This window comes from Pseudoalteromonas sp. BSi20429, assembly GCF_000238895.1.
GTDB lineage: Bacteria > Pseudomonadota > Gammaproteobacteria > Enterobacterales > Alteromonadaceae > Pseudoalteromonas > Pseudoalteromonas arctica.
On sequence record NZ_BADV01000055.1, the window covers coordinates 1 to 19,330 of the forward strand.

At 35.7% G+C, this 19,330-nt stretch carries 16 protein-coding genes and 1 pseudogene; 11 read left to right on the forward strand and 6 right to left on the reverse strand.

Going from position 1 to position 19,330, the window contains the following annotated elements; genetic code table 11:
- Positions 1-654: 654 nt before the first annotated feature.
- Positions 655-1,899 (forward strand): GTP-binding protein, encoded by a 1,245-nt coding sequence (locus tag P20429_RS20125; protein ID WP_007583922.1) that lies wholly within the window; start codon positions 655-657, stop codon positions 1,897-1,899.
- Between the two features lie 229 nt (positions 1,900-2,128).
- On the forward strand, positions 2,129-2,401 hold the full coding sequence (locus P20429_RS19580; protein ID WP_033026852.1) for a hypothetical protein: 273 nt from the start codon (positions 2,129-2,131) through the stop codon (positions 2,399-2,401).
- A 191-nt stretch (positions 2,402-2,592) separates the two neighbouring features.
- On the opposite strand, the gene P20429_RS19585 is transcribed toward P20429_RS19580, so the two are convergent.
- Positions 2,593-3,852, reverse strand: coding sequence for a Y-family DNA polymerase (locus P20429_RS19585; RefSeq protein WP_033026853.1), 1,260 nt, complete (start codon positions 3,850-3,852; stop codon positions 2,593-2,595).
- Positions 3,837-4,253, reverse strand: a complete 417-nt coding sequence (locus P20429_RS08420; protein ID WP_007583926.1) for a LexA family transcriptional regulator — start codon at positions 4,251-4,253, stop codon at positions 3,837-3,839. Before P20429_RS08420 ends, P20429_RS19585 begins: the two co-directional genes overlap by 16 nt.
- 344 nt (positions 4,254-4,597) lie before the next feature.
- On the opposite strand from P20429_RS08420, the gene P20429_RS08415 reads away from it, so the two are divergent.
- The 5 genes from P20429_RS08415 (at position 4,598) to P20429_RS08395 (ending at position 8,150) form a co-directional block, all read left to right on the forward strand.
- Entirely contained in the window at positions 4,598-4,993 is a 396-nt protein-coding gene (locus P20429_RS08415) for a hypothetical protein (RefSeq protein ID WP_158307912.1), read from the forward strand.
- 135 nt (positions 4,994-5,128) lie between these two features.
- Positions 5,129-5,863 (forward strand): endonuclease, encoded by a 735-nt coding sequence (locus P20429_RS08410; protein ID WP_007583928.1) that lies wholly within the window; start codon positions 5,129-5,131, stop codon positions 5,861-5,863.
- 101 nt (positions 5,864-5,964) lie between these two features.
- On the forward strand, positions 5,965-6,573 hold the full coding sequence (locus P20429_RS08405) for an AHH domain-containing protein (protein WP_007583929.1): 609 nt from the start codon (positions 5,965-5,967) through the stop codon (positions 6,571-6,573).
- The gene (locus P20429_RS08400; protein ID WP_007583930.1) at positions 6,573-7,163 is read left to right on the forward strand and encodes a hypothetical protein; all 591 of its coding nucleotides are present in this window, start codon (positions 6,573-6,575) and stop codon (positions 7,161-7,163) included. Before P20429_RS08405 ends, P20429_RS08400 begins: the two co-directional genes overlap by 1 nt.
- 93 nt (positions 7,164-7,256) lie before the next feature.
- On the forward strand, positions 7,257-8,150 hold the full coding sequence (locus tag P20429_RS08395; RefSeq protein WP_007583931.1) for a hypothetical protein: 894 nt from the start codon (positions 7,257-7,259) through the stop codon (positions 8,148-8,150).
- A gap of 569 nt (positions 8,151-8,719) precedes the next feature.
- Here P20429_RS08395 and P20429_RS08390 read toward each other — a convergent pair.
- The 4 genes and pseudogenes from P20429_RS08390 to P20429_RS20355 form a co-directional block, all read right to left on the reverse strand.
- The gene (locus tag P20429_RS08390) at positions 8,720-9,373 is read right to left on the reverse strand and encodes a hypothetical protein (protein ID WP_007583932.1); all 654 of its coding nucleotides are present in this window, start codon (positions 9,371-9,373) and stop codon (positions 8,720-8,722) included.
- Positions 9,373-10,584: a hypothetical protein gene (locus P20429_RS08385; RefSeq protein WP_033026857.1), complete on the reverse strand. Its 1,212-nt coding sequence runs from the start codon at positions 10,582-10,584 to the stop codon at positions 9,373-9,375. The genes P20429_RS08390 and P20429_RS08385 overlap by 1 nt, the downstream gene beginning before the upstream one ends.
- 11 nt (positions 10,585-10,595) lie before the next feature.
- Positions 10,596-11,699 (reverse strand): hypothetical protein, encoded by a 1,104-nt coding sequence (locus P20429_RS08380; RefSeq protein WP_007583934.1) that lies wholly within the window; start codon positions 11,697-11,699, stop codon positions 10,596-10,598.
- A gap of 330 nt (positions 11,700-12,029) precedes the next feature.
- Positions 12,030-13,190 (reverse strand): annotated as a pseudogene (locus P20429_RS20355) (IS30 family transposase).
- A gap of 325 nt (positions 13,191-13,515) precedes the next feature.
- Between P20429_RS20355 and P20429_RS08375 the strand changes: the two are divergent.
- The 4 genes from P20429_RS08375 (at position 13,516) to P20429_RS08365 (ending at position 19,302) form a co-directional block, all read left to right on the forward strand.
- On the forward strand, positions 13,516-15,801 hold the full coding sequence (locus P20429_RS08375) for a lipopolysaccharide assembly protein LapB (protein ID WP_007583940.1): 2,286 nt from the start codon (positions 13,516-13,518) through the stop codon (positions 15,799-15,801).
- A gap of 295 nt (positions 15,802-16,096) precedes the next feature.
- Positions 16,097-17,056 (forward strand): hypothetical protein, encoded by a 960-nt coding sequence (locus P20429_RS20135; RefSeq protein ID WP_007583942.1) that lies wholly within the window; start codon positions 16,097-16,099, stop codon positions 17,054-17,056.
- Positions 17,057-17,414: 358 nt separating this feature from the next.
- Complete coding sequence (locus P20429_RS08370) at positions 17,415-18,740, forward strand: hypothetical protein (protein ID WP_007583944.1); 1,326 nt, start codon at positions 17,415-17,417, stop codon at positions 18,738-18,740.
- A 367-nt stretch (positions 18,741-19,107) separates the two neighbouring features.
- Complete coding sequence (locus P20429_RS08365; protein WP_002960627.1) at positions 19,108-19,302, forward strand: (2Fe-2S)-binding protein; 195 nt, start codon at positions 19,108-19,110, stop codon at positions 19,300-19,302.
- Positions 19,303-19,330 lie beyond the last annotated feature (28 nt).

The window sequence follows — 19,330 nt, forward strand, 5'->3', positions numbered from 1 at the left end:
GTTTTATTTTATTTTTTATATATTTCGTCAAGAAATATATATTTAATTTCATTCAATCTGCCTACCATAAATTTCATCCAATGAGTTTATCTAATGCATTATATTATACTTTTCATTTATTCTAAATTTATTTTATTTTTTATTGTTCAATTAAATCAATATCTTATTTATTTTTTTGTTTTTTTATTTAATTGGCACGAATTTAGCTTTTGTATATCCAGTAACACAGCGGTTGTGTGGAATTTAAGGGTATTAAAATTATGACTTTCAATATAGATAATGTTGATGACATTGAGAAATTAGTAGGTGCTTTGCATCTAAGGGTAAAAGGTAAGTTTTTATTATCTAAAGAGGTGGCTAGTGTTTTGTTCGATAGACTGAGTCAATTTGCAAAGGAAGGAGGTATAGTAATCAACGTTCATTCCTACTCTGATGATTGGATTTGCACTAGTAAAACGGTAATTACTAGTAAGGGCTCCTTAACTCACTACTCTTCAAATAGTATTTCTAATTCTTTTTTGAGTGCGTGCATCTTTACTGGAAGTCTTTTTACAACCTGTGTGACTCTCATATTACGTTCACGTAAAAATTATGTTTATTTACAAACCGCTTAGAGCTTAAGTAAGCGTAAACCATTTCAATAGGAAGTATGTAATGAATTTTTCATTGACAGATGTAGTACAACGTAGCTTGGTTAATAAAGATGATGTGAAGCCACTGCTGAAATATTTGAAGCTTGATGAAGGAGTCTTAGATTATAGCGCAGGTGAAGAGCGTCAGACGTCAGAGTCGATAGCTAGAACTATTCGAAAGCTCGGAAGCAATGATTTTGCAACTCTCTTTCGTGTAGGCAAAGGGGTTCGATATAGCGAAGTGGTATTTGATGTTGGCAAGAAACTAAAAGCTAATGTTTTGGAAAGAAATTCAGTAGAAAAAAATGAGAGTATCATTCTTCTAAAAATGTTTGAAGACGCCCTTGAGCGTATGACTGATGAAGAAAAAAGAGCTATATTCCGATCAATTGGTTTGAATGAGAGAAATATCCCTGCGGGTCCTATTACTACAGCTTTTTTGCAAGGTTTTCTGTCCCAATATGGAGGTTTTTATATTTATCAAATATCTGTAATTGTAGCTAATATGGTTTCAAAAGCTTTGCTTGGAGCTGGTCTCAGCTTCGCGACTAATGCTGCGATTACACGAACAGTTGGTACCTTACTAGGACCTATAGGTTGGATCGCTACAGGCCTTTGGTTAGCGATTGATCTTGCTGGGCCTGCTTATAGGAAAACGGTTCCAGCTGTAATACATATTGCTCTTTTACGGAGTATTTTAGTTAATAAGATAACTATAGGTGTAGTAGGAGATGGCTCTTCTGGAAAAGACTCTTTAGTTAAAGCTGTTTTCGGATTAGATACTGACATTAATCCCATAGCAGGATCTACTGAAACTGCTTTAAGTTACTTCCTAAATGAAAAAGGTAATGCTGTTCTAGTAAATTATCCAGGATTTAACGATTATCGAAGCCATGTAAATAAGTATACTGATGACCTTCTTCATCACACAGATGTTTTTGTTATGGTTGTTGATATTAATCGAGGCATATCTAAGGTAGATATGGATATTTTGAAGAAAATTGAGACTTTCAATAAGCCTATTTTAATATGTTTAAACAAGATAGATTTAGCTAGGAGTCAAGCCGATTTCTTGGAACTTGAAGAAGCAGCAAAATCGCGTTTGAAAGGATATCCAATGATAAATACCTCTTTTGACCCTGATACTCGTTTACAAAATAAAACATTTGGGTGCTTATCAGTTTATAACTGGATTAAGAAAGCTATTGAAGATGCTGAAAAGGATGTTGACGGTGGCAACTTTACCCCTCCACCAACCGATTTATAAAGATTTTTATTAAGATAAATTTGACTATACACAGACTCGTTTGATGAGCGTACTTTATTCCGTGGCAACATTTAGCTTACCACTGTAGTAGTCGTCTTGAATTGGATAACTAATTTAGAGAATAACATCTTAATTAGTTTAGGCTGGGGAGTTTCTGTGATCATATTTATTTATCAAAAAATACATTTCTAATAATAAGTTTAATTCTATAAATATAAAGGTTTGAAAAATGCCAAAAATTAAATGTAAATGTTGTAATTTCGAAGAAGAAGCAAATAAAGAGTTTTTCTTAAAAATTTTAGGTGGAGGTATGGTTGGATTCGGAGGTTACGCTTGGATTGCTTACCTTTTTGCTGGTACTGGTTTTGCTCTTGCTATCTGTATAGCAATAGTGGCTGGGGGCGTTGCGATGCTAGCATTTTCTGATCAGATAACAAAATGGGTATCTGAGAGGTACGATTGTCCAAAGTGCGGCAAACGTGAATGGAGCTTGGTAAAATAATATCAAATATGGTTTGAGCTTCTGTTTACATCAAGTATTCGAAGCTCATTAAAATTTCATTATAAATTTCCTACGCACTTCAATACGGTAACTCTAAAATTCAGGCTCAAATTAAAACCCAATTAATCTCTCAAGATAAAATAAAAGATTAAAAAGCACAAAAATTAAACTATTGAAAGCAGGGGAGTCAATTAATCGCATTTAATTATGGGTATATCTGTCCAACGAGTCGTGTAATGTGGCGATAAAAAAGCCCTTTTCATGTTCCATGATTTTGTGAGTTTTTCACTTCCTAAAGATAAAGTTCCAACCCCATAACGCTTATTTATTTCATCCAAGCACGCCATTACTTCTGGTTTATCTTTACTCACAGAAAACATATCCGCTTGTTGAAATAACTCACTTTCTAATTCTATTGCGCCAATACCGCAGCGATAAAAGCGCGTGTTAGCCTTAAAAATATCATCAATAACATCTGAAACAGCATTGGCAATAACACTGGTATCTGATGTAGGTATAGGAAAGTCATAGAGCAACGATTTCTTATAATACACGTCTTCGTGTGGCGAGCTTGCAGCGAATATAACGAGTCGTTTTGCTAATGATTGTTGTTTCCTAAGTTTACGACCTACAATTGCTGCGTGTGTTACGAGGGCTGATTTTAATGTATTTAAATCACTTACTCTTTCCCCGAAACTTCTCGTTGAGTAGATTTCTTTTTTATTCTGTTTTACTTCATCCCAACTTAAACAAGCGATGCCGTTAAGCTCACTTACGGTCCTCTCAACAACAACGCTAAACATGCGTCGCATTGCTTTAGGGTTCTGGTTTGCTAAATCCCATGCACTTTTAATCCCCATGACCTTAAGTTTTCTACCGAGTCGAGAGCCAATACCCCAGACATCGGTAACATCCATACGCATTAGCACTTCTTGGCGTGAGATATCATCATTAATAACAGCAACCCCGTTATAACCAGAGAGTTTTTTTGCCGCATGGTTGGCTGCTTTAGCTAAAGTAGGCGTAATGCCAAAGCCCACACCAACAGGCAATCCTGTCTCGCGCCATACAGCTCGTCGTATTGTGTGTCCGTAGTCAGCCCAGTCATTAATGATTTTAGAAAAACCAGTAAAACGTAAAAACGATTCATCAATACTATAAACATAATGGTCATCACAAAAACGATTAATGACAGTCATCATTCTTTCACTTAAATCAGCGTAAAGTTCATAATTAGAAGAGCGAACCACGACATGGTGTTGTTCTAAATAGTTTTTAATCTTGAAGTAAGGCTGAAATTTGGGGATGTTCAACTTTCTTGCGATAGGGCATATGGCGCAAATACACCCATCGTTATTTGTCAGAACAACAACGGGTTTAAAGCGAATGGATGGGTCAAATACCTTCTCCGCACTGGCATAAAATGCCACTGCATCTACGAGGGCAAACATCGATTCACTTCAGCTTTATTTCTGTGTAGGCGGATGCTCGCAGTAACGACGCCTTCGAGCTTAAAGTCATCATCATTAGAAATATAAACAGACTTATAATCTTTAGAGGCAGAGATAAGTAAGCGTTTCGATTTATCTATGATTTTACAAACAAACGAACCGTTATAACTAGCAACAATAATATCGCCGGTACTTACATCCTCAGCTCTATCAATGACTAATAAGTCACCATCGAATATTCCTACTTCTTGCATGGATTGCCCAGAAGCTATACCAATGAAAGTAGCATTCGGGTGTTTAATGATTAGTTCATCGATTGAAATACCGAGCTCTACATATTCTGCGGCAGGAGATTCAAAGCCGGTAATGCCTGCTTCTATAAAAATTGGAATAACGAACATACATACCTCAAACACTGTTTATATATACAGTGTAATTTAAGGTTCAAATTATGCCAAGGTTCTTTTTGTGAAGACGATAGTTTAATTAAAGCTGGTATAAGCATGTTTTAGACTTAAAGGTTAAAAACCCCTTTAATAACAATTAGTAAAATTACCATCGGTTTGTTAAAATTTCACTAGGGAATTATGAGCTTACTCAAAGCTTATTTTAATTATGGAATAATTTACTGATGACTTTATTTAAAAACACTATTGTATCTTTTCTGATACTTAGCTTTATTACTGGCTGTTCAGCCTCTAGACACGCCATCATTGCCGGTGACTCTGAATTAACAGATGCTCAAGTGTGTCGAAATTACCTTAATGATAAAGATATCCTCGCTAAAAGTTACACCGCCGAAAATACTGATGAAGCGAACTATATCTACGCGCTTAACAGAGAAGTTAAATATAGAACACTCACTCAGTACAAATGTGAGATATTAGCTGCACAAGACAGAAAAGAAATCGCTCAAGGCGTTGTTGCTGCTGTCGTTGCGGTAGGTGTCGTTGTTTTAGCTGTTGCTGCAGCAGGAGCTGGCGGGTCAAATAACTATTCTTCTGGTTATGCGTGGGACCAGTTTTATGATGGTAACTACAACTTAGTCTGGCGCTGTCGAGATAAGTCTACGGGCCAATTTGCATATAACAGCGCTTGCTCTGGACAGTATCAAAATGACAATACATGGACTGGGAAGTAGCTTTCCTATTGAATTTTAAAGCATAATATCTTAGTTCTACAATTAAAATTGTCAGTCACCACAAATGAAAACTAGCTTATTAACTCATTTATTATATGTGACATATTTAAACTGAAATAGGTACCAAGAATCATAATGAAAGCATCCACAATTTCACTGTTAGCAACACTTATTTTCTCTGCTACCTCTTCAGCAAATCAAGAAATCGACTCATTTAGCAAAGCTAAACGACTTCTAGAAAAACAAGTTTATAACAATCACCGCGTTACACTTTATTGTGGTGCGACATTTGACGCTAGTAAAAAAGTAACCGCGCCGGAGGGCTTTTCGACAACAAAGTACGTCAAACGAGCAAAAAAAATTGAATGGGAACATGTCGTTCCGGCAGAAAACTTTGGTCGTACTTTTAGCGAATGGCGAGATGGGCATAAGCAATGTGTAAATAGTAAGGGGAAGTCATTTAAAGGTCGAAGATGTGCAGAGAAAGTAAATACGGAATACCGTTTCATGCAAGCTGATATGTTCAACCTTTATCCGGCTATTGGGGCTGTGAATGCTCTGAGAAGCAATCATAACTTTACTATGCTTCCTGCGGCTCAAAGCGATTTTGGACGTTGTGCTATGAAAATTGACGACAGTAAAGCCGAGCCACCTGAAATGGCTAGAGGTCAAATTGCGCGTACTTATCTGTATATGGAGAATACCTATAAACGATACAGCATGAGTAAAGCACAACGCCAACTAATGAATGCGTGGGATAGAATGTATCCTGTAGATGCTTGGGAATGTACTAGAGCTGAGAAGATTTCCAAGCTACAAAAGAATCAAAATGATGTAGTTAAAAGCCGCTGTGAGAGTATAGGTCTATAACTATGTTGTCTGTAGTGGCTGTATGCTCTAAAAAAAGCTTTCAAGCTTGTACATATATCTATAAATATCTATATTAGAAACAACATTTAAAAAGAATTTTTATGCGTCAAGAAATACATGAAGTAACTATTCAAGATATTGAAAACGATTTATTTCTCGTAACCGGCGACCGTGGTTTAGCTAAAGCCCAGGCCCATGCATTTTCTATACATTACCGTGGAGAGATAATAGATTCGGTTAAGTATAAGCGAGGCTTTATCTCAGCTGATGACTTAATCTATTCACGCCATGTACGTTGGGAGCATATGAAAAAGCATGCTCAAAAGCTAGCCGCAAATATGGCGAAGGCTGGGCACGGAAATAAACCTAAGAATACAGCGGCTCATCACATAGTGTCTTGGAATGATATGCGCGCTGCCCGTTCAAGGCTGAGGTTAGCGGCGTTCGGTATCGATATTGATCATGAAGCAAATGGTGTCTACTTACCTCGGTTTCAAAAGCATGTTCCAATGGACATCCTCCCAGATGCTTATCCACATTCAAAAATTCATACAGGCAAATATTACTTTAATATTGAGTTCTTACTTAATGAAACGATAGCAGAGGGCCTAGGCCGACAAGGTATTATCGAAACGTTGAAAGAGATAGGTGAAGAACTTGCCGATGGTACATTTCCAATTACTACATTATTGACTCAAGGTAATACTTAATGCCAAACAAATTTAATAAAGTATACAGTGTCAGTGTCGAGCCTGATGAGTTTCTCTTACTTAATGAAACGGGGTTCGAACAAACTATTCAATTGACCGAGGGCCAGTTGTTAATGTTCGATGGTGTAAGCATGAAAGACAATTGGAGAGAGTTGGGCGTTGATTGGTTGATAGAGCCTAGTTCTGCTCACCAAAACTTAAAAAAACCTGATATAGCCGGTTTGGGTGCCTCAACAATTGTAGTGTCCCCCAAATATTCACCTTTATTCTTAAACGGTTTTAGTAAAAACGTTGAGCTGCTTGAATGCAATTTAGAAGGTGAGAAGTGGTTTGCATTTAATCTTGTAGGGTTTGATAAAGCCCTTAGTGAAGAGCAATCCATCCGAAATATCAAAAATGGCAAACCGAGTAGAATTAGAAAGTTCAAAAGGATGGTATTTGAGAAGAGTGCGATTGAAAATCCTGAATTATTTAGGGTACGAGAAGCTGGGCTTCGATACTTTACTACAGACGCTACAAATAGCTTATATAGCATCGTTCAAGAGCATGGGATAAAAGGGTTGTACTTCCATGAAATAGAAACAGTATAATGTCAGTGTCTAAAGATTAATCGTGACTCGATGCTTCAGAGTTAATGTATCTATACCACTATAATCAAATGAATTAATAACAAGGGACACTTAATGAAGGATTCAACAACCGAGAAGGCTAGCAGGTGGTTTAAGGAAAATGAAAGTCACATAGATGCATCTCAAAGCGTATTACACCATCTTTTAAAATACTATTCGGGCAAGCCTGTAAGTTGGAGAAAAGAGTCGCCTGTAAAGATTGTATTAGGTTCAAACAATAAACCAGGCAGAATTTCAATTACTCCTCAAACTCAGCCTAATATAAGACTTAGGTTTGTTCCTTTAGAAACTATTGATCACATTACTCGCTTTGTAGAAGAGTTAGAGAGGGTGCATGGGAGCTACCTAGCATTCAAGCTAAAGGGCAAAAGCCTAGACATCACTAGTGATTTTCAAGATGAATCCCTCATCAAGTTACAACATGTTACAGATCTTATTTTAAATAAATTTAACTTTACTGATTTTACAAAACCTAAGAGCTATACTTTTCCCTATGACAATAAAGAGGAAGTGCAGAGTATTCAACGGAAAGCCGTTATTTTTAAAAACATTTTGTTAAACGAAGCGGCGATGGAAAGAAGGTTCGTCAACTGGCTAAAAGCAGAACACGATATTGACGCTAAATGCCAAGATAGTGATGGTCCTTTTCGAAGAGACGTTACATACACGCATGATGATTGCAGCATCATTGCGGAGTTAAAATATACAAGCTCTGCGAGAGAAAATATTGAGCAGGCTATAGGTCAACTTCTACGCTACAAATTACATCCAGCAGCGAAAAAAGATTCGGATAAATTAATAATCGTTTCTGGTGGAAGCACTCCAACTAATGACGACATTGAATGGTTCAGAAGGCTGAAGAAAGTATTAGGTCTTAATATAGAAATGCTTTGCGAAGACCCAACAGCTAATGGTGTTTTTATAGCTCCAAATTTACTAACAAAATAAGCTTTTGCCTGCTCTGTCGATTCGATAAATAGGGCTCAATTAAATCTAACAGTCTGCTTGGCACATTGACGAAGTTCAACTTGGAGCGAATTATAGTCATTCACACCTAAGAACTACACTTTAAAGTGGTTTAGCGCCAAATGAATCTGAGGTTAGATATCAAGATTCTAAAACTGTGGCCAAATTATATTGACCACTACAAGGTTAACGCTATCAAAAAACAGAAGTATATTTCCGATAACTACCTTTGAAGCCCTAAAAACGGAAGTTTGCTTCTGAAATATAGCAATATAGGCTTACAAATCGGAAGTTTACTTCCGCTTTGTACTTTAAGATTATAAGCCGGTGTTTAGTGAAAGCTGGGAAGTCCAAACTCGTTTCTGCCCCAAACCGCGTTAGCTTCAAATTTTCCTTGCACAATTTCGTGCGGATTTTGACTAAAAATTAGTAATGCTTGTAGATAACGAGCATATAATTAGTTTTAAAAGATGATTTTCAAAACGTGAAGCGAAGCAATGGGGTAGATAGAAATAAAGCCGTTAAAACGTTTCTAACGGCTTTATTTCACTTTACTGGAATGAATGGTCGAGCATAAGCATGAAAGTCTGTAAATTCGCATCATGCAAGCGTAAACGCCCTGTCCGAGACAATTCCATATCAATACCGTTAACTAACATGTGAACGGTGTCAATAACAGCAGGTGTTTCGCTGTAGTGTTCCAAGTAAAACGGGTTTAGGTCTTTTGAACTAATGATTTTTGTTTTAGCAATAGTATTAGGATCGCACTGTATGTTTGATAAAGACATAGACTTGATGACGTGATCATACTTAGAGCCAAATACATTCAATAGCTTCTTCAAATCAAGATCAACGGGTTTTAGACCACTACCAGAACCAAACAACGTTCTTATCATTTCGAATGGATACTTCATGCTACGTGGTGGGTCTACAACGTACAGAGCATGTTTAGTATCGAACCTGATACCGAATTTAACTTTAATGTAAGAGACAGTTTCTATTTCAGACACATTACCGTCTGGAAGTTCGAATTCTTGCTTACGTATAGTTCTCTCAATGAACTGCGCTACAAAGTCAGAATCACTCTTAACTATCTCAAAACCAAAACCCTTTTCATCAGTATATCTTTTCTGAAGTAGTCGCTCTTCTATGTAATCCCTAGATACGGGGATATCTGCGCAGCAGTAGAGTTTAACCTTGATCATTAACTAGCCTCCTGCTTATCCACATCAAGTTCTTCTATTATTGGATACCTTTTGCTTAGTTTTTCAATGATGAAGTCATTTATAAGGAATATTTTTTTTTCCAACTTAAAAATAATTCTATCAAAATCAGCTTGTTCTAGCTTTTCCTTGTTGCCATTAGTTAGTTCTTTATGAAGAACTTTAAACTTAATGTTCTTCGCTAAGTGCTTTTCATCAAAACCAAGTTCAAACATGATCATTGGGTTGTTCGAAAGAAACGTTGCTTTTGACTTCCAACGGATACTGCTACGATAAAAACCATCTTTACATAGTTCAGTGATTTGTTTGGTTTCAACAAGTGATGGGCCATCATAAGCCGCATTAGCGATATTAAACATTAGATTTTCTTCATCATCCTGCTGTGTATCTTCACCGATCTCATCTTCAAGTTCGCCATCATTTTCTAATTCATCATAAACATTGACTTCATCTTCAGGTTTCTTATGCACATCGCCTTCAACTTTAATTCGACTAACACGAACTTTTTCTAAGCCTGCATATTCAAAGCCAGAAGAGTTGTAGATGCCATCAAAATCATAAAGATGTTGCGCAAACACATTACGAATATCTGCATCTAGAACTGCCGACATATCAATTTCATTAACAACAATATTCGAACTAACGTCTGCTTTATAGATGTTAATGATTTGTTCTAGCATGCTTTCGATTCGATTCGTATATGAGTACCTAACAGATGTATAATCGTTGTGAGCAATGAACCAAATATCACCAACATAAAGTTTCTTTTGCTGGAACTTACTACGCTTAAAATCAAACTCAGTGTAAGCCACCTTGACGTGATACGTATTGATCGAACCAGAATGTTCAATATCTTCACTTCCTAACATCCTAGGACGATCAGTAATTACCTTATCCATGACATCAGATAGCTTTTCGATATCGAAGCCTTCATAGATACGCTTCACTGAGTAAAGTTCTTGGCTTGTTTCAGAGGCTAATTTGTCTTGAATGTCTTTGATATGCTCATACGAAAACGGTAGTTCTGAAATACGTTCAACCAAATGATCTCTTTCCATTTCCTTTGGAAGTATAAGGCCACGCTTGAACGCTAATTTTCTTAAAGCCGTTTCAGACATCTTCTGCTTGTTCGAGTGTAAAGCCGTAAAGATGTCGCTTTCGTTTGAGAATAAAGTTGCTTGATATTTGTTCATGCTAACGACACCTATTCTGAGTAGTTGCAAATACGACCAACTTGCTTACTAGCAACTTGGTAAGGGAAGATTGATAGAGTCTGATTTATAAATGGTAGTGATTTCACTTTTTCATTAACCAATTCAAGCTGTGCCTTCGTAAATGAATACAGCAAAGCATAAGACTTGATCGCTTCTTCTAAGTGATCCCCAGAAGCTGAAGAAAACGGTGTAATGATAAAAATACGATCGAACTGATGAAGCAATTGATAATTAAAGATGTATTCCAGAACAAAAATAAAGTGTTCTTCGGTATCTACTTCTTCTTGCCAATAGATGTTTAAGATCTTCTTAGTTAAACGTTCGCCGTCTTCAGTATCAGCACGTACAAAATTATGTTCATACGAGTAAAAAAGCATCCCTGATGTTATCATTTCCAATGATGCAGGTAGGCACTTATCTTTAGCTACGAATTTGTTGTGCTTATCTGGGTAGAAAAAGGAACACTGGTCGTAATTTGGCACCTTCTGCCAAAGCAGATCTTTTTGTTGAGTTGCACGTCCATCAATGTTTCTACGCCTTTCGATGTTTTCAGTAATATCCAGTAAGAACCTAATCAGTCGGGGAGAAAAGATCGCCATTAACGATTTATCAGGTAAAGCGAACCTAGCTTTTTCTACATTTGGAATACGATCAAACAGTTTTGCATCGTATTCATTGTCATGATTGTAGATAAACAGCATCCCATGAACATTGAAGTCACTTGTTTTATCGTTCAGGAACATTTTCTTCCATTCATTACTCCGCTTAGCACATTCTACTTGCTGTCCTAGACTTTCTACATCAGCCAATATGCCTTTGCTGTGCTTTTTTTCTATTGTTTTTTTAGCATAAGATTTCAAATCAGTCTGAACATACTGAACAACGTTGGTGTATGGATCTGTATATGAAAAGACAACATCAGTAGGATGTGTTTTCTTGGGGTCTTCAGCTTTTAACTGTGCTTCAGACAAATGTGAACGCATACAACATTTCCAATTCAGATCTGTTTTTGTGTTCATGTCCCATTTGAGTTCATAGAAAACACGACTTGAGACAATACCCGCTATTTCATCGATGTTCTTAGTTTCTGCCATTTAGTTTACCTATAATTCCTTTATGTTATACGGTCATCTTATCTTTAGTAGCCCATAGCAACAATGACGCAGTGCGTGAAATTGCATTTAAAAAAGTAGCTTTATCCAGATGTCCTTCAATGAAAGCATCTTTTCGATATCAGAGTTAATTCATTAGATACTAAATTATTAAAATAACTGACTCATTTCTGCCCAAAAATGAGTTTAACTGACTGTCCGGTTATCGCTCAAAGCCGACCTATAGAGTATTTGCGTTAACTCATAAAGGGGCAAAAACGAGTTACATCTTAATGTCCTCAATTGGCTGAACTTCGGCAAAGAGGTGTGAGTTCAACCACTCGATGCAACACACTGATTAAATCGCTCCGCAGGTGTTTCGTATTCTAGTGTTTTCCGCGGTCTCTCATTAAGTTGTCTGGCAACTTGGTTTAATCTTATCTGAGAATGCTCATTTAAGTTAGTTCCTTTTGGAAAGTATTGTCTTAATAGCCTATTTGTATTTTCATTGGAGCCGCGTTGCCAAGGTGATTGTGGATCGCAGAAGTATACTTGAATATCTGTAGCTAGAGTAAAGTCTTAATGATTAGTAAGCTCACATCCTCTGTCCCAAGTTAATGATTTATAAAGCTCTGCTGGCAACTTATTAGCTTGTTTAATCAACGCTTCGATTACTGGCTTTGTTTTATTACTAGGTACTTTCACTAACATTACATACCGAGAGTGTCGCTCAACTAGAGTCGCGATAAAACTGTTTCCTGAGCCTTGGATCAAGTCCCCCTCCCAGTGACCTGGAACAGCTCTGTCTTCAACATTTGATGGCCTTTCACTAATTGGTACAGCGTCGACTATCCTTCCTAACCCTTTACCTTTAAGAGTGGCATATATTGATTTCCTGACTACCCGTTGCGTTCTTAAGTGTTTTTGTAGCTCTTTTTTTTAGGCGCCGCGGGTTTGTATATATAGGGTTTTATATATTGTTTCGTGCGACACATTCAAATCCTCATTATTGGGATATTTCCGCCTAAGCCAACCAGAGATTTGCTGAGGTGACCATGCAGATTCCATCTTTTGAGCAATGATTAAACATAATTCTTTGTTGCCATACAGCTTACAAGGCTTAGGGCGTTTGGCATTTTCCCAGGCAACTTTGTCAGCTTTACTCGCTCGATATTTTTTAATCCCGCCGTGGCGGTTTACTTCACGGCAAATAGTGGAAGGAGAGCGATTGAGATATCACGCTATTTCTCGAAGTGACTTACCTGCTGATAACCCTCTTGAAATGTCTTCTCGTTCTGCAAGAGTTAGTGTTGTTGGTGAGCGTTTGGGCTCAAGCGGCCGAACACCACCTGTTTTATGGATAATACCTAATATAGATGAATGGTATCGATCAAATAATCTTGCTATATCATGCGCACTATCACCACGCTGATATCGATCCCAAATTAACCTTCTTTGTTCTGCATTATAATAAATACGCTTTCTCTGTTTCATGTAAACGCTCCTTTAACTAATAATAAGGATAGCGTTGCATTCACCAATTGAACTCACAGGAATAACCGGACACTGAAAAGTTAAATTTATTCCTGCTTCTTTGAGTCGGAGCCTAATTTTGTCCGATAACATTATTAAACACCGTTTTGGGACAAAATAACATGCTTAATTCCTAGCTGTTTTAATTACTTGTTTACAAAGGTAATTATTGGTGAAATTATCAGAGTATGTAATATACGCCGTTTTGGTGTGTTATAAACCACCAAAATGCTGTTCAATAAGCTGCTAAATGGCCGGAAAAGTTAATATATTGAGCTAAGTAATTATGAGTAAAATTGAACAAACTGAAGGTAAGTTAAAAAGAAGTATTAAAAATAACAACAAAAAGAGTGGTCTTAAGGAAGTTAAAAAGATTTATAAGTACTTGGAACATAATAATCAAGTTAGTGATGATGTAATTATTAGGCTATTACGCTTATGCTGTAATTATTATGACAATTTTGATCTAGTTGAAGACAATATAAAGACATTGACATATCTAGCAAATTTTTACCTGGAATTCAATGCAATGCAAGCTGCTTATAGGGCTATTGAGGAAGCATCTGATCTGGCAAGAGAAAATAACAAACTTAAAGAGTATATTGAGTTAAATAAATTATTATTGCGAGCATGTTTTCATGGTGAGGACCTAAACGGGGCTTTAGAGTGCTATGAAATAATTAAAGAGTTATCACCAAACACAGCGATTGATGATGTGGTTTTACTTAATATTGGGGCTGTTTATATACAACAAAATCGGATAGATGAAGCGATTGAAATATTTGAAAGTCTGATTCACCATTATGATGAGTCAATAAAATTCAATTGCAAAGTAAATCTTGCAATTTGTTATAGGAAGAAAGGTTTCAGTAATAAATCAGTATTTATTCTAGAGAATTTAGATAAGTCTAAAATTGTTGATGAGGATTATTTAATTGAATATGAATTGGTATTTGCAAAGTCACTAGTACATAGTGAGTACTATGAAAAAGCTATACTAAGGATGTTGAATGCTGTCAATTTGATAGAGCATAAAATGACATCCGTTATCAAGTTATATTACAGAAGAGGGATTCGAGAAAGGTATGTATCTAGATTAGAAAATATTATTTTGTCTATTCCGCCTGAAGAAATTAGTAATAATATATTATACATTGTTGCTTTTACCCGTTCTAATCAAACTTCAGACTGGATGAACCTTTTACAGTGGTGTGATACGGTATATAAAAATAAAGACGTATCTTCTATAGATTCTTTAGAACTTGAAAAAAGCGTTCAATACGTAGCGGATAATGGCGCACCTTTTCTTTATGGAATGTTAGAGAAATATGATGACCACCATGACCTCCATTCATGGCGCTGGGATAATCTAACATCAATAATCAATGATGTCTCATCTAAACATAAAATCCCCCTTCCTCTAACACCTGAATGTACCAAGAAAATTTATAACTCATTACTAGAATATTCTAAAAGCTCATCCCTAATTATTAGCTTCCTATCAATAAGTGGTAAGTTAATGCTAATAAATGACGGTAAGTATGAGTTCGTTACTCTTGATGAAAGTATTTTTCTAAATCACATCGAAATGATACAAAAATATAAACGCAATGAATTAGGAAGTAATACTTTTGCTCGTGGCGTAGAAAAAACTCAGAATTATATTTTTGATTTAATTTCTAATTTCATAGTTGATTCTGATGAGTGTGATAAAAATGCACTTGTGTATTTTCCTGACAAATACGATTACTTTCCTATTTCCTCATGTTTTTTTAAAAATGAGTCATTGAGAAATAAAATGATTCAAGGTGAGTATACGATAAAATCTGTACCAGTAATGTTCTTAGGGAATGAATCACAAAGGAGTTGTTCTGCATCCAAGGTATTAGGGATTTGCGATGACTACACCTTGAAGTTATCAAAACGTGAAATACAAAATTTTGTAGAGAACCTAAATATCAGTGAGATTCAGTTAATTGAGCAGGATGATAATGTTAAATTTGAAAAAGAAATTTTAGACTCTGATATATTACATGTAACCACACATGGTACGCCACTGGATTTTTATTGTGATCCTAATCATGCAAGCTTGGGCGATTCACATGTTATTAATACACACAGTATACAAACTAAACTGTATAAGCTTAATTATAAATTAGTATTATTAAATTCATGTCATAGCTCTTCAAGTTTAAATCGTAGACAAATTAATTTAACTGCGCCCAATTCCAAACTCAATCAAATCCGAAGTTATGATACATTTACTTTACCTTCAATATTTCTTATTAATCGGACCGCAAGTTGCATAGCATCATCATGGAAAACATTTGATAAATTTTCATATGTTTTATCTCATCGAATTTCTATGAATATGATGCGTTTTGACGATTATGAAAAATCATTTTCAGCATCTCTCGCCGAACTTGTTTCAGTTACAGGGAGTTCTTTGTGTTGTATATTAGACGATAAGGTTGAGGAACAGAAGATTATGCTAGATTCGAATATTTCAACTATTCAAATGCTAAAACATCCATATGCTTACTCAACATATCAATTCTTCTCATTGCTATAATGATTTCACACGAGGAGTAAGCCATTTAACAAAGCCTTTAAACGGAACAAAAACTGTTGGCTTTGTTTCGTACCTCACAAGTATAGCCAACAATTTTTTCTTATTATTAGAGTGTTGAGGCTTTAGAGTTACTCTTTTTTAAGAAAACAGCCTGTTGTAAGGGCTCCAAAAATGCATTATCTAATACTTTAAAGCGCCTTGAGTTAATTTCAGAAGCTCTTTTTTTAATGAGTTTGGCTTTTAAAGTTATCCAACAGTATCGCTATAATGTTGCGTTCGTCTAGAGGAGTCCAGTTTGATTATTGATCTGCCAACAGAGAATGACTTTAATGATTCAGCTACCAATTTACTTAATTTGGCCTGGGATCAAGTTGTAGCTTTATTAGTTGAACATGAGCACGTCACTGAAAATACTGAGGAAGAATCATTAGAAATTACTGATTCAGAGCGCTATTGGAAAGCAGCCAAGCAAACATTAACAATGTCTTTATCCCTTGTTCAACAAGGTGTTGAATTTTATATGAAAGGACGAATTGTTTCAGTTTCGCCTTATTTACTAATTTCTGGTTCACCATCTTCTTGGCCAAAACAATCCAAAGATGAACAACATATTTCGTTCTCTAGATTTCGTTCTATTGATGCCCAAGATTTGAATAAAGTTCATGACACAGTGTTTAAGAAAAAGCTATCAAATGAATTTGTTCAATGGAATAAATGCATGCGTGAAGAAAGAAATAAAATAATACACACTGTGGACAAAAACCTTGTAGTTACACCAGAGAGCGTCATTGAATCAATATTATTTGCTCACGAATACTTCATGGGGCAAAAAACATGGATGCAAAGTAGAAATTCATACTTAGTTAACTCTCCATCAAATTCAACACTTTATGCACAGAAAGACGATCTAAATAAGCCATATTTGATAATTGAACTTTTTGCTGATGTTGAAGCTATTACTTCTTTCTTAGAACCATCTAAAATCAAAAGGTTTTTTGGCTTTAATAAAAAGGCACGCTCGTTACATTGCCCGAAATGCTATGAAGAAGTATCTAAGATGGACTTTTTCGATTTGGATGTTGCAGAAACATTATTCAAACCGTACTACCAATTAGAATCAGGTGACTTTCAATGCGTTGTTTGCAATCATAAGGGGGTATTATTAAATATTCAGTGTTCGGAAGAGGATTGCGAAAGCTGTTATGTAGATGAACAAACAGGTTCGTGTCTAGTGTGTGGTCATAAAAATGCGTAACAACAAAGCTCTTAAGACAGAGATTCCCAATCTATCGCTGGATTTCGTGTTTAGGTGGTATAGTTAAGCAGTTGTGTTACCACCGTCAGCTCGTGGCACTTAGCTGAACTTCGGCAAAGAGCGAGAAGCAGTCATTCAGTTGAGTCGTCATTAGTTTAGTAATAATAGGAGGAAACTTACCTATTTTTTTACATGTTTATATAAGCTACAGAAAGCATAATATTTATAGCTGGCAATAACTTATAGTATTTGCTATTAATATACGTTCACAAAATAAGGCTGTTTTCGCACTAGAATAGGGAAAGTGTCCTCTGATAAAGTTGTTATATGTTGGTACACACAATTAAAGGATTTTCCAATGAGTACTGAAGTATGGATTACACTAGTTTCATTAAAAAAGACATCAAGCTTTTCTTTAACAGGTAATCCTGATGAAATTGGTGGTCATATACTAGAAGTACTTCATGTTTTTGGTGCAGAAATTGACCTGGATAGCTTTAAAATAACAATAACTTCTCTTTTAGAAAATACTGGCTCATTAAGAAAGCGCGTTAATGAATACGTGTCTAAGCACCGAGGTCACTCTCCAGTAATAAATAAACTAAATGACTTCTTTCGATTACTTGATGATAATGAAAAATTCTACTTATTACCTGGAATAAAAGAACTTACTCAAAAACAAGAAATGGAGACTTACAACGAGCTTTTATCTCATGTGAGGGGTGATGTAAACCTTACTTACATTCAGGAAAAGTTCTCCGAAACATTTGATGACTTTCTTGATAAGTACTCAATAGAGGGGAGGATATCTGATAAAAAGATAAAAATAGGAGAAGGGCTGAAAAGTAATCGAGTTTGTCGCTTTTGCAATAACACACGAGATAAGGTAACTAAATTCTCTCAGGAAGCTCATGCCATATCTGAATCATTGGGAAATAAAACCGTTATACTTAATGAGGAATGTGATGGTTGCAATAAATACTTCTCTGAAACAATAGAGCGGGACATAGATACATATCTGAAAACCTTGACAACCTTTTTTAAGGTGCAAAATAAGGATAACAAAGTTCCTAAAATAAAAGGAAAAAATTTCGAGTTATCTCATAATTCAACAGGTTTAGGTCCAGACCATATATTAATGTACATGCCTTCTGACGATGATGAGGGGCGCGATAAATCAACTCCCCCTAAAAAAATTCCTCTTGAATTTAATGCCAAAGTAAAAATGCAAAACATATATAAAGCACTTGTTAAGTTTTCACTTAGTGTTATCGATAATGATGATATTAATAAGTTCGGTAAAACTATAAGCTGGATATCAAGCGATTTTTTCTATAAGAATCTTCCTAAAATCGCGTTGCTGAAATCCTATCATGGTTTTTCAAAAGGAGCCGAGCTTAAAGTCTATTTAAGAAAAGATGATGACGCTCGACTTCCTTTTGCTGTAGGCGAGTTTCAATTTACGTTTTTAAAGTATGTTTTCATTATTCCAACGTTCGACGATGACGAATATGATTTTACCGAAAATGATAACTATGAGTATTTCTGGAGTTTTTTTAAGTTTTACGATCTTAAAAAGAACTGGGATTATCAGTGTTTTTCAAATTCAGAAGCGAAGGACTTTGTCTTCAACATGATCTTAGATATGAAACCATATAACAATCAAAAGCAGTCGGACGCATAAATGCGCCGCTGTTTTGGGCGTTACCAATGTCCGCTTACGGCACAAACCGGAAATCACTCATCCATAAATTCCGAATTTATACATTAATCTTTTTAAAGCCTAAAGTAATTAATTCTCAACCATTCAGATATTTACCTAAACCTAATCTTACTTAGATTTAAGGTGGACTCTAATTAATAAATCTCAATCTGAGTGCCACACCTTGCTTAAAATTAAAACTATTCTCAATCTGCCGCGAATTCTCAACTTAAGTGGCGCTGGCCAAAAAAAATTCAAAAAGCACACATTTTTTCAAATAACAATTGATAACCATTTTCGTTTAGATTAGTATGTACGTACTAAATGAAATTGAGAGTGGTTTGTATTCATGTATATTTGTCTATGTCACGGTGTGACTGATAAAAAAATTGAGCAAACAATTGACGATGGTGCAACAACCATGCGTGAATTAACCAAAGAGCTTAAAGTAGGCAGCCAATGCGGTAAGTGTTGTGGTTGTACCAAAAAGATCCTTAATCGCAGACTTATTCAAATTGCGGATGTAACGGATCAAGTTGCTTAATTACATATAAAAAACTTAGATATAAAAA